Origin of the sequence: Escherichia sp. KTE52, assembly GCF_000408325.1 — a bacterium.
Lineage (GTDB): Bacteria > Pseudomonadota > Gammaproteobacteria > Enterobacterales > Enterobacteriaceae > Escherichia > Escherichia marmotae.
On record NZ_KE138676.1, the window covers coordinates 279,093 to 291,275 of the forward strand.

Annotated in this window: 8 protein-coding genes; 7 read left to right on the forward strand and 1 reads right to left on the reverse strand. The window is 52.3% G+C overall.

Annotated features, from left to right (window positions below; all coding sequences use genetic code 11):
• Positions 1-90 precede the first annotated feature (90 nt).
• From cmoM to gloC, 7 genes are all read left to right on the forward strand, one after another.
• On the forward strand, positions 91-876 hold the full coding sequence (gene cmoM, locus A1SC_RS19815; protein ID WP_001516118.1) for a tRNA uridine 5-oxyacetic acid(34) methyltransferase CmoM: 786 nt from the start codon (positions 91-93) through the stop codon (positions 874-876).
• Positions 873-2,195 carry a chromosome partition protein MukF gene (gene mukF, locus A1SC_RS19810; RefSeq protein ID WP_001288861.1) on the forward strand — a complete coding sequence of 441 codons (1,323 nt, stop codon included), beginning with the start codon at positions 873-875 and terminating at the stop codon, positions 2,193-2,195. The genes cmoM and mukF overlap by 4 nt, the downstream gene beginning before the upstream one ends.
• Positions 2,176-2,880: a chromosome partition protein MukE gene (mukE, locus tag A1SC_RS19805; RefSeq protein WP_010329756.1), complete on the forward strand. Its 705-nt coding sequence runs from the start codon at positions 2,176-2,178 to the stop codon at positions 2,878-2,880. Before mukF ends, mukE begins: the two co-directional genes overlap by 20 nt.
• The gene (mukB, locus tag A1SC_RS19800; RefSeq protein WP_000572625.1) at positions 2,880-7,340 is read left to right on the forward strand and encodes a chromosome partition protein MukB; all 4,461 of its coding nucleotides are present in this window, start codon (positions 2,880-2,882) and stop codon (positions 7,338-7,340) included. Before mukE ends, mukB begins: the two co-directional genes overlap by 1 nt.
• 256 nt (positions 7,341-7,596) lie before the next feature.
• The gene (ldtD, locus tag A1SC_RS19795; RefSeq protein ID WP_016261879.1) at positions 7,597-9,429 is read left to right on the forward strand and encodes a L,D-transpeptidase; all 1,833 of its coding nucleotides are present in this window, start codon (positions 7,597-7,599) and stop codon (positions 9,427-9,429) included.
• A gap of 181 nt (positions 9,430-9,610) precedes the next feature.
• Complete coding sequence (locus tag A1SC_RS19790) at positions 9,611-10,159, forward strand: peptidoglycan L,D-endopeptidase MepK (RefSeq protein WP_001516120.1); 549 nt, start codon at positions 9,611-9,613, stop codon at positions 10,157-10,159.
• 26 nt (positions 10,160-10,185) lie between these two features.
• Positions 10,186-10,833 carry a hydroxyacylglutathione hydrolase GloC gene (gloC, locus tag A1SC_RS19785; protein WP_001109447.1) on the forward strand — a complete coding sequence of 216 codons (648 nt, stop codon included), beginning with the start codon at positions 10,186-10,188 and terminating at the stop codon, positions 10,831-10,833.
• A 50-nt stretch (positions 10,834-10,883) separates the two neighbouring features.
• On the opposite strand, the gene aspC is transcribed toward gloC, so the two are convergent.
• A complete protein-coding gene (gene aspC, locus A1SC_RS19780) occupies positions 10,884-12,074 on the reverse strand; it encodes an aspartate transaminase (RefSeq protein WP_000462674.1) in 1,191 nt (396 codons plus the stop codon).
• Between the last annotated feature and the right edge of the window lie 109 nt (positions 12,075-12,183).

The following is a 12,183-nucleotide window of genomic DNA, read 5'->3' on the forward strand; positions in this document are numbered from 1 at the left end:
ATATTACACCAGACGGGTTCATTCTCGCCTCGGCTGTGACAAAATAGCGCCTTTATCAGAAAACGTCTTAGCCAACCGGTGGAGAAAGCAATGCAGGATCGCAATTTTGATGATATTGCGGAAAAGTTTTCCCGTAACATTTACGGCACCACCAAAGGACAGCTTCGACAGGCTATTCTGTGGCAGGATCTCGATCGTGTGCTGGCGGAAATAGGCTCGCAAAAATTGCGAGTGCTGGATGCTGGCGGTGGTGAAGGGCAGACGGCGATCAAAATGGCCGGGCGTGGGCATCAGGTCATTTTATGCGATCTTTCTGCGCAGATGATCGACCGCGCAAAGCAGGCGGCAGAAGCAAAAGGTGTGAGTGGCAACATGCAATTTATACATTGCGCTGCTCAGGATGTTGCTTCGCATTTGGAAACGCCCGTTGATCTGATATTGTTCCATGCGGTGCTGGAGTGGGTCGCTGACCCCCGTAGCGTGTTACAGACTCTGTGGTCAGTGTTGCGCCCAGGAGGCATGTTGTCGTTAATGTTCTACAATGCGCACGGTTTGCTGATGCACAACATGGTTGCAGGGAATTTTGATTACGTGCAGGCGGGAATGCCGAAAAAGAAAAAACGGACGCTTTCGCCAGACTCTCCGCGCGATCCGGCGCAGGTATATCAGTGGCTGGAAGAAGCTGGCTGGCAAATTACCGGCAAGACCGGCGTTCGCGTGTTTCATGATTATCTGCGTGAAAAGCACCAACAGCGCGATTGCTACGAAGCATTACTTGAATTAGAAACGCGTTATTGCCGTCAGGAACCTTACATTAGCCTGGGGCGTTATATTCATGTCACCGCGCGCAAACCGCAGAGCAAGGATAAAGTATGAGTGAATTTTCCCAGACAGTCCCCGAACTGGTTGCCTGGGCCAGAAAAAATGACTTCTCCATCTCGCTGCCGGTAGACCGTCTCTCTTTTCTGCTGGCGGTGGCCACGCTGAACGGCGAGCGTCTGGACGGCGAGATGAGTGAAGGTGAGCTGGTGGATGCATTCCGCCACGTGAGTGATGCGTTTGAGCAAACCAGCGAAACCATCGGCGTGCGCGCCAACAACGCGATCAACGATATGGTGCGTCAACGTCTGCTGAACCGCTTTACAAGCGAACAGGCGGAAGGGAACGCCATTTACCGTCTGACGCCGCTCGGCATCGGCATTACTGATTACTACATCCGTCAGCGCGAGTTTTCTACGCTGCGTCTTTCTATGCAATTGTCGATCGTTGCAGGCGAACTGAAGCGTGCGGCGGATGCGGCAGAAGAGGGCGGCGATGAGTTTCACTGGCACCGTAACGTCTATGCGCCGCTGAAATACTCGGTAGCAGAAATTTTCGACAGTATCGACCTGACGCAACGTCTGATGGACGAACAGCAGCAACAGGTGAAAGACGATATCGCCCAGTTACTGAATAAAGACTGGCGGGCGGCGATCTCAAGCTGTGAAATGTTGCTTTCGGAAACCTCTGGTACGCTGCGTGAATTGCAAGATACGCTGGAAGCGGCGGGCGACAAATTACAGGCTAACCTGTTGCGCATCCAGGATGCGACCATGACCCATGACGATCTGCATTTTGTCGATCGTCTGGTGTACGACCTGCAAAGCAAACTCGACCGTATTATCAGTTGGGGTCAGCAATCTATCGATTTATGGATCGGTTATGACCGCCACGTACATAAATTTATCCGTACCGCGATCGATATGGATAAAAACCGTGTCTTTGCCCAGCGATTACGTCAGTCGGTACAAACCTATTTTGATGACCCGTGGGCGCTGACTTACGCCAATGCCGATCGTCTGCTGGATATGCGTGACGAAGAGATGGCACTGCGTGACGAAGAAGTGACCGGGGAACTTCCGCCAGATTTAGAGTACGAAGAGTTTAACGAGATCCGCGAACAACTGGCGGCAATCATCGAAGAGCAGCTCGCCGTCTATAAAACCAGACAAGTACCGCTGGATCTTGGCCTGGTGGTACGCGAATATCTGGCGCAGTATCCGCGTGCGCGTCACTTTGATGTTGCGCGCATTGTTATTGATCAGGCGGTACGCCTCGGCGTAGCGCAAGCAGACTTCACCGGACTGCCAGCGAAATGGCAGCCGATTAATGATTACGGAGCCAAGGTACAGGCGCATGTCATCGACAAATATTGAACAAGTGATGCCGGTTAAGCTGGCGCAAGCGCTGGCGAATCCGTTATTTCCGGCGCTGGATAGCGCCTTACGTTCAGGTCGCCATATCGGTCTTGACGAACTGGACAACCATGCATTCCTGATGGATTTTCAGGAATACCTGGAAGAGTTTTACGCGCGTTATAACGTTGAGCTTATTCGCGCGCCGGAAGGTTTCTTCTATTTGCGTCCACGTTCCACCACGTTGATCCCTCGTTCCGTGTTGTCCGAACTGGATATGATGGTTGGGAAAATCCTCTGTTATCTCTATCTCAGCCCGGAACGGCTGGCGAACGAGGGGATCTTTACTCAGCAGGAACTGTATGACGAACTGCTCACCCTGGCTGACGAAGCGAAACTGCTGAAACTGGTAAACAACCGTTCTACCGGTTCAGACGTTGACCGCCAGAAGTTGCAGGAAAAAGTACGTTCTTCGCTAAATCGTCTGCGTCGTTTGGGCATGGTGTGGTTTATGGGCCACGACAGCAGCAAGTTCCGCATTACAGAATCGGTGTTCCGTTTTGGTGCGGATGTGCGTGCTGGTGACGATCCGCGCGAAGCCCAACGTCGCCTGATTCGCGATGGTGAAGCAATGTCTCTGGAAAATCACCTGCAACTCAACGACGAAACCGAAGAGAATCAGCCAGATAGCGGAGAGGAAGAATAATGATTGAACGCGGTAAATTTCGCTCACTGACGCTGATTAACTGGAACGGCTTTTTTGCCCGTACCTTTGACCTCGATGAGCTGGTCACAACGCTTTCCGGCGGTAACGGTGCAGGTAAATCCACCACTATGGCGGCGTTTGTTACGGCGCTTATTCCTGACCTGACCCTGCTGCACTTCCGTAACACCACGGAAGCCGGGGCCACCAGTGGTTCGCGCGATAAAGGTTTGCACGGTAAGCTAAAAGCGGGCGTCTGTTATTCGATGCTCGACACCATCAACTCGCGCCATCAGCGCGTGGTGGTCGGTGTGCGTCTGCAACAGGTTGCCGGGCGCGATCGTAAAGTGGATATCAAACCGTTTGCGATTCAGGGGCTACCGATGTCGGTGCTGCCGACGCAACTGGTGACAGAAACCCTGAACGAACGCCAGGCGCGCGTGCTGCCGCTTAATGAGCTGAAAGAGAAGCTCGAAGCGATGGAAGGCGTGCAGTTTAAGCAGTTCAATTCCATCACCGATTACCATTCACTGATGTTCGATCTGGGCATCATTGCGCGTCGTCTGCGCTCGGCGTCTGATCGTAGTAAATTCTATCGTCTGATCGAAGCCTCACTGTACGGCGGTATTTCCAGTGCCATTACCCGTTCTCTGCGTGACTATCTGCTGCCAGAAAACAGCGGTGTGCGTAAAGCGTTCCAGGATATGGAAGCAGCGCTGCGTGAAAACCGCATGACGCTGGAAGCGATTCGTGTAACGCAGTCCGATCGCGACCTGTTTAAGCATTTGATCAGTGAAGCCACCAACTATGTGGCGGCGGACTATATGCGTCACGCCAACGAACGTCGCGTTCATCTGGATAAGGCACTAGAGTTTCGTCGTGAGCTACACACTTCTCGTCAGCAACTAGCGGCGGAGCAGTACAAACACGTCGATATGGCGCGTGAACTGGCAGAGCACAACGGTGCGGAAGGCGATCTGGAAGCAGATTATCAGGCAGCCAGCGATCACCTGAACCTCGTGCAAACCGCACTGCGTCAGCAGGAAAAGATCGAACGTTACGAAGCGGATCTCGATGAATTGCAGATCCGTCTCGAAGAGCAAAACGAAGTGGTGGCAGAAGCCATCGAACGTCAGGAAGAGAATGAAGCGCGCGCGGAAGCCGCCGAACTGGAAGTGGACGAGCTGAAAAACCAGCTTGCTGACTACCAGCAGGCACTGGACGTCCAGCAAACGCGCGCGATCCAGTACAACCAGGCGATTACTGCACTTAACCGCGCTAAAGAACTGTGTCATCTGCCGGACTTAACTGCCGACAGCGCCGCCGAGTGGCTGGAAACCTTCCAGGCGAAAGAGCTGGAAGCCACCGAAAAAATGCTCTCTCTTGAGCAGAAAATGAGCATGGCACAAACCGCGCATAGCCAGTTTGAGCAGGCTTATCAGTTAGTCGCAGCCATTAACGGTCCGCTGGCGCGTAACGAAGCGTGGGATGTTGCTCGTGAACTGCTGCGCGAAGGGGTCGAACAACGTCACCTTGCAGAACAGGTTCAGCCGCTGCGGATGCGCTTAAGCGAACTGGAACAGCGCCTGCGTGAGCAACAGGAAGCCGAGCGCCTGCTGGCGGATTTCTGCAAACGCCAGGGCAAGAACTTTGATATCGATGAACTGGAAGCCCTGCATCAGGAACTGGAAGCACGCATTGCCTCCCTTTCTGACAGCGTGTCTAATGCCCGTGAAGAGCGCATGGCGCTGCGTCAGGAACAGGAACAACTGCAATCACGCATTCAGAGTCTGATGCAGCGTGCGCCGGTTTGGTTGGCTGCGCAAAACAGCCTCAATCAGTTGAGCGAGCAGTGCGGTGAAGAGTTCACCTCCAGTCAGGACGTCACTGAATACATGCAACAGTTGCTGGAGCGCGAGCGCGAGGCGATTGTTGAACGTGACGAAGTGGGCGCGCGCAAAAACGCCGTTGACGAAGAGATCGAGCGTTTAAGTCAGCCGGGGGGCTCTGAAGATCAGCGCCTGAATGCGCTGGCGGAACGTTTTGGCGGCGTGCTGTTGTCAGAAATTTATGACGACGTTAGCCTGGAAGACGCGCCGTACTTCTCGGCGCTGTATGGCCCCTCTCGTCACGCCATCGTAGTGCCCGATCTGTCGCAGATTGCCGAACAACTGGAAGGTTTAACCGATTGCCCGGAAGATCTCTATCTGATCGAAGGTGATCCGCAGTCATTCGATGACAGCGTGTTCAGCGTTGATGAACTGGAAAAAGCGGTGGTGGTGAAAATTGCCGACCGTCAGTGGCGTTATTCGCGCTTCCCTGAAGTGCCGTTGTTTGGTCGTGCGGCGCGCGAAAGCCGTATTGAAAGCCTTCATGCCGAACGTGAAGTGCTTTCCGAACGCTTCGCCACGCTCTCCTTTGATGTACAGAAAACTCAGCGCCTGCATCAGGCTTTCAGTCGCTTTATCGGCAGCCATCTGGCGGTGGCATTTGAGTCCGATCCGGAAGCTGAAATCCGTCAACTGAACAGCCGCCGCGTCGAACTGGAGCGGGCGTTGAGTAATCATGAAAATGATAACCAGCAGCAACGCATTCAGTTTGAGCAGGCGAAAGAGGGCGTGACAGCGCTTAACCGCATCCTGCCGCGCCTTAACCTGTTGGCTGACGATACGCTGGCAGATCGCGTCGATGAAATCCGCGAACGTCTGGATGAAGCCCAGGAAGCGGCGCGTTTTGTTCAGCAGTTCGGTAATCAACTGGCGAAACTGGAGCCGATCGTTTCAGTGTTGCAAAGCGATCCGGAACAGTTTGAACAGTTAAAAGAAGATTACGCATACTCCCAGCAGATGCAGCGCGATGCCCGTCAGCAGGCATTTGCCCTGACGGAAGTGGTGCAGCGTCGCGCACACTTTAGCTACTCCGACTCGGCAGAAATGCTCAGTGGTAACAGCGATCTCAACGAAAAATTGCGTGAACGTCTGGAACATGCGGAAGCAGAGCGTACCCGTGCTCGTGAAGCACTGCGTGGTCATGCTACACAGTTGAACCAGTACAATCAGGTGCTGGCATCGCTGAAAAGTTCTTACGACACTAAAAAAGAACTGCTTAACGATCTGCAACGCGAATTGCAGGATATCGGTGTGCGTGCCGATAGCGGCGCAGAAGAGCGCGCGCGTATTCGCCGTGACGAGCTACATGCGCAACTCAGTAATAACCGTTCCCGTCGCAACCAACTGGAAAAAGCGCTCACCTTCTGCGAAGCGGAGATGGACAACCTGACCCGTAAACTGCGCAAGCTGGAGCGTGATTATCACGAGATGCGCGAGCAGGTGGTGACCGCCAAAGCGGGCTGGTGCGCGGTAATGCGCATGGTGAAAGACAACGGCGTCGAACGCCGCTTGCACCGTCGCGAGCTGGCTTATCTTTCTGCTGATGATTTGCGTTCCATGTCGGATAAGGCGTTAGGTGCGCTGCGTCTGGCGGTAGCGGATAACGAACATCTACGCGACGTGCTGCGTATGTCGGAAGATCCAAAACGTCCGGAACGTAAAATCCAGTTCTTCGTGGCGGTTTACCAGCATCTGCGCGAACGAATCCGCCAGGATATTATTCGTACCGATGATCCGGTAGAAGCTATCGAGCAGATGGAGATCGAACTTAGCCGTCTGACCGAAGAATTAACCTCCCGTGAGCAGAAACTGGCGATCAGTTCCCGCAGTGTGTCGAACATTATTCGCAAAACCATTCAGCGCGAACAGAACCGTATCCGTATGCTCAACCAGGGCTTGCAGAACGTGTCGTTCGGCCAGGTGAACAGCGTACGTCTGAACGTGAATGTGCGTGAAACGCACGCCATGTTGCTGGATGTGCTTTCTGAACAGCATGAACAACATCAGGATTTGTTTAACAGCAACCGTCTGACCTTCTCGGAAGCGCTGGCGAAACTGTATCAGCGCCTTAACCCGCAAATTGATATGGGGCAGCGCACGCCGCAGACCATTGGTGAAGAGCTGCTGGATTATCGCAACTACCTGGAGATGGAAGTTGAAGTTAACCGTGGTTCCGATGGATGGCTGCGTGCGGAGTCTGGCGCGTTGTCAACGGGTGAGGCCATCGGTACAGGGATGTCGATTCTGGTGATGGTGGTACAGAGCTGGGAAGATGAATCCCGTCGTCTGCGCGGTAAAGATATTTCTCCTTGTCGTCTGCTGTTCCTCGATGAAGCAGCGCGCCTGGATGCCCGTTCTATCGCCACGTTGTTTGAATTGTGTGAGCGTTTGCAAATGCAGCTCATCATCGCGGCACCAGAAAATATTAGTCCGGAAAAAGGCACCACCTACAAACTGGTGCGTAAGGTATTCCAGAATACCGAACACGTACATGTGGTTGGTTTGCGTGGCTTTGCGCCGCAGCTTCCTGAAACGCTTCCAGGAACTGACGAAGCGTCTTCCCAGGCAAGTTAAGATTAAGGCGGCAGCGATGTCGCCTTTTTTTTCGAAAACTCCGATTCTGCACTAAAAAAATTCCGCATTACGGTGCGCTTTTCTTTAAACTTCTTTACATTAGGTTGTGTAAAAACGTATCGACGTTTATATACTGAAGGTAAGCCTGATAAGTAACAGGCTTGCTCGTCATACTTTCGTGAGTATTGGCGTTGTACAGGCAAGTAGAGAAAAGCAGCCTGGCTATTCAAAGTATGATAAAAACAGGGGGCAAGGGATGTTGCTTAACATGATGTGTGGTCGTCGGCTTTCGGCAATAAGTTTTTGTCTGGCCGTAACATTCGCTCCACTGTTCAGTGTGCAGGCTGATGAGCCTGAAGTAATCCCTGGCGACAGCCCGGTGGCTGTCAGCGAACAGGGAGATGTACTGCCGCAAGCGCAAGCGACGGCAATTATGGCGGGGATCCAACCGCTACCAGAGGGTGCGGCGGAAAACGCTCGCACACAAATCGAATCTCAATTACCCGCAGGTTATAAGCCGGTTTATCTTAACCAGCTTCAACTGCTGTATGCCGCACGTGATATGCAGCCGATGTGGGAAAACCGTGATGCGGTTAAAGCTTTCCAGCAGCAACTGGCGGAAGTGGCGATTGCCGGTTTTCAGCCGCAGTTTAATAAATGGGTAGAGTTACTGACTGACCCAGGCGTTAACGGTCTGGCACGTGACGTAGTGTTGTCGGATGCAATGCTGGGTTACCTTCATTTCGTTGCTAACATTCCGGTCAAAGGCACGCGCTGGCTATACAGCAGTAAACCTTATGCACTCTCAACACCACCGCTCTCGGTCATTAACCAATGGCAGGTGGCGCTAAATAATGGCCAATTGCCAACGTTTGTTGCAGGACTGGCACCGCAGCATCCGCAATATGCCGCGATGCATGAATCTTTACTGACCTTGCTCAGTGATACCAAACCGTGGCCACAACTAACCGGTAAAGCAACGTTGCGTCCTGGACAGTGGAGTAATGACGTACCAGCACTGCGCGAAATATTGCAGCGCACAGGTATGCTCGATGGTGGGCCGAAAATTGCGCTGCCTGGCGATGAAACACCCGCTGATGCAGTCGTTAGCCCATCTGCCGTTGCCGTCGAAACTGCGGAAAAGCAAACAAAGTTTCTTAGTAAACCTAAGCCAACTGTACGTGCCGCCTACGATAATGAGCTTGTTGAAGCGGTTAAACGTTTTCAGGCATGGCAAGGATTGGGGGCAGATGGTGCTATTGGTCCAGCCACACGTGATTGGCTCAATGTGACACCTGCACAGCGTGCAGGTGTGTTGGCGCTCAACATCCAGCGTTTACGTTTGCTGCCTGCGGAGCTTTCTACCGGCATCATGGTCAATATACCGGCCTATTCTTTGGTCTATTACCAGAACGGTAATCAGGTGCTGGACTCGCGGGTGATTGTCGGCCGTCCTGACCGCAAAACACCAATGATGAGCAGTGCCTTAAACAATGTGGTAGTGAATCCGCCGTGGAACGTACCGCCGACGCTGGCACGCAAAGATATTCTGCCGAAAGTGCGTAATGATCCGGGCTATCTGGAAAGCCATGGCTATACGGTGATGCGTGGCTGGAACAGCAAGGAAGCAATTGACCCGTGGCAGGTTGACTGGTCGACGATTACCGCGTCGAATTTACCGTTCCGCTTTCAGCAAGCTCCAGGCCCACGAAATTCGCTAGGACGGTATAAATTTAATATGCCGAGTTCAGACGCTATCTACTTACATGACACGCCTAATCACAATCTGTTCAAGCGTGATACGCGTGCGTTGAGCTCTGGCTGTGTGAGGGTGAATAAGGCATCCGATCTGGCAAACATGCTGTTGCAGGATGCAGGCTGGAATGACAAGCGTATTTCCGATGCTCTGAAGCAGGGAGATACCCGTTACGTCAATATCCGTCAGTCTATCCCGGTTAATCTCTACTACCTGACAGCATTTGTCGGCGCAGATGGGCGTACTCAATATCGTACAGATATTTACAATTATGATCTGCCTGCGCGATCCAGCTCGCAAATTGTATCGAAAGCGGAACAATTAATCAGGTAAATGAAGTAGTTCGGGGAAATCAGTTGTCGTAATAATTGGCATGATTGGGGGCTATTCCTGGTAGCCCCCATCACTGCTGGGGTTGAGTCACCTTGACGTTAGCTTTATGGGCGGTTAAGGTGCACTCTTGTGCGCCAGAAGTGCATATAAACGATAACATTGACCTGTAGACTTGATTACCATGGACAAATTCGACGCTAATCGCCGCAAACTACTGGCGCTTGGTGGTGTTGCACTTGGTGCTGCCATCTTGCCGACCCCTGCGTTTGCGACACTCTCCACCCCACGCCCGCGTATTTTGACACTCAACAATCTCCATACTGGAGAGTCAATTAAAGCGGAGTTTTTCGATGGCAGAGGCTATATTCAGGAAGAATTGGCAAAACTAAACCATTTTTTCCGCGATTTCCGCGCGAACAAAATAAAGTCCATCGATCCAGGATTATTCGACCAGTTGTATCGCCTGCAAGGCCTGTTAGGTACTCGCAAGCCGGTACAGTTAATTTCTGGTTACCGTTCTATCGACACCAATAATGAATTACGCGCACACAGCCGTGGAGTAGCGAAGAAAAGCTATCACACCAAAGGCCAGGCGATGGATTTCCATATTGAAGGCGTCGCGTTAAGCAATATTCGCAAAGCCGCGTTATCTATGCGCGCAGGTGGTGTAGGATATTACCCACGTAGTAACTTTGTGCATATTGATACCGGACCTGCACGGCACTGGTAGCAATCGCTTAACGAAACAGGGGCAGTATGAATTATCGTATTATTCCGGTCACTGCATTCTCCCAGAACTGCTCATTGATCTGGTGTGAACAAACTCGCCTGGCAGCACTGGTTGATCCTGGCGGTGATGCGGAAAAAATTAAACAGGAAGTTGATGCCAGCGGCCTGACGCTGATGCAGATCCTACTGACACATGGCCATCTGGATCACGTTGGTGCAGCGGCGGAACTGGCAAAACATTACGGCGTGCCAGTACTTGGTCCGGAAAAGGAAGATGAGTTCTGGCTGCAAGGCTTGCCTGCGCAAAGCCGCATGTTTGGCCTGGATGAGTGTCAGCCACTGACGCCGGATCGTTGGCTGAATGAAGGCGACACGATCAGCATAGGGAATGTGACTTTACAGGTGTTACATTGCCCAGGGCATACACCGGGTCATGTGGTCTTTTTTGATAATCAGTCAAAACTGCTGATTTCTGGCGACGTCATTTTCAAAGGTGGAGTAGGGCGCAGTGACTTCCCACGTGGCGACCATAATCAACTGATCTCCTCTATCAAAGATAAACTGCTGCCGCTTGGCGATGATGTGACGTTTATTCCAGGGCATGGGCCGTTATCCACCCTCGGCTATGAACGGTTGCATAACCCCTTCCTGCAAGACGAAATTCCCGTCTGGTAAAGGCGCATAAAAAAGCCCGCTTTCACAGCGGGCTTCATTGGTTTTAATGCTTACAGCACAGCCACAATCGCTTCGCACAGCGGAGCCATGTTGTCTGGCGTCATCCCGGCTACGTTCACACGACCGGAAGCCACAGCATACACGCCAAACTCTTCACGCAGACGCAGTACCTGTTCTTTAGTCAGACCGCTAAAAGAGAACATGCCGTTTTGTTTGATAATGAAACTGAAGTCGCGGTTTGCGCCTTTTTCCTGCAGCGTATTAACGAACAATTGACGCATACGCTGAATACGCTGACGCATATCAGTCAGCTCTTGTTCCCAGATAGCACGTAACGCATCATTACTCAGGATAGTGGCAACAACCGAAGCTCCGTGCGCGGGTGGGTTAGAATAGTTCGCACGAATCGCCGCTTTCATCTGGCTGAATGCGCGATCCACGGTTTCACTGTCCGCAGCAACCAGCGTACATGCGCCTACACGCTCGTTGTACAGACCAAAGTTTTTAGAGTAGGAACTGGCGACGATCAGTTCTTTATGCAGAGCTGCGAAAACGCGCAGACCTTCAGCATCTTCTTCCAGACCGCGAGCAAAACCCTGGTAAGCAAAGTCAAACAGCGGTAACCAGCCTTTCTCAACGGAAAGCTGCGCCAGCGTTTGCCATTGCTCCAGTGTAGGATCAATGCCGGTTGGGTTATGGCAGCAACCGTGGAACAGCACCACGTCGCCAGCCTGGGCTTCGTTCAGACTGTTAATCAGGGCGTCGAAGTCCAGAGTATGTTTTTCCGCGTCGTAATAAGCGTATTCACGTACTTCCAGACCTGCAGAGTTAAAGACGCTCTTATGGTTCGGCCAGCTAGGGTTGCTCACCCACACACGCTTAACGTCGGTATTTTTTGCCAGGAAATCGGCAGCCACGCGTAACGCACCAGTACCACCAGGGGTCTGAGCTGTGCGGGCGCGTTTGTCGTTGATTAGGGCGCTACCTTTACCAAACAGCAGTTCCTGGGTGCAACGACCAAATTCAGGAATACCGTCAATGCCGAGGTAGTTTTTGGTGGTTTCATTTTCGAGCAGATACTGTTCAGCCTTTTTAACGCTGGTCAGTACCGGGGTTTTGCCCGTCTCATCTTTATAGACACCAATCCCGAGGTTAATTTTGCCGGGACGTTCATCGGCACGAAACAGATCGGCCAGGCCCAGAATCGGGTCGGCAGGAGCGGCGGTAATGTTCTCAAACATGACGAGGTTCCATTATGGTTACAGAAGGGAAGTCCGCTATCAGGGTAACGGGAGATTTACAAAATTCCAACTATTACTGATGAAAACACCGGCTGTTTTTGCAAGACGT

What these genes read in the sequence shown, in the direction of transcription:
- A1SC_RS19790 (WP_001516120.1), top strand. Translation starts at nt 9,611, where the DNA reads ATGGACAAATTCGACGCTAATCGCCGCAAACTACTGGCGCTTGGTGGT.
- aspC (WP_000462674.1), bottom strand. Translation starts at nt 12,074, where the DNA reads ATGTTTGAGAACATTACCGCCGCTCCTGCCGACCCGATTCTGGGCCTG.
- mukF (WP_001288861.1), top strand. Translation starts at nt 873, where the DNA reads ATGAGTGAATTTTCCCAGACAGTCCCCGAACTGGTTGCCTGGGCCAGA.
- mukB (WP_000572625.1), top strand. Translation starts at nt 2,880, where the DNA reads ATGATTGAACGCGGTAAATTTCGCTCACTGACGCTGATTAACTGGAAC.
- ldtD (WP_016261879.1), top strand. Translation starts at nt 7,597, where the DNA reads ATGTTGCTTAACATGATGTGTGGTCGTCGGCTTTCGGCAATAAGTTTT.
- gloC (WP_001109447.1), top strand. Translation starts at nt 10,186, where the DNA reads ATGAATTATCGTATTATTCCGGTCACTGCATTCTCCCAGAACTGCTCA.
- mukE (WP_010329756.1), top strand. Translation starts at nt 2,176, where the DNA reads ATGTCATCGACAAATATTGAACAAGTGATGCCGGTTAAGCTGGCGCAA.
- cmoM (WP_001516118.1), top strand. Translation starts at nt 91, where the DNA reads ATGCAGGATCGCAATTTTGATGATATTGCGGAAAAGTTTTCCCGTAAC.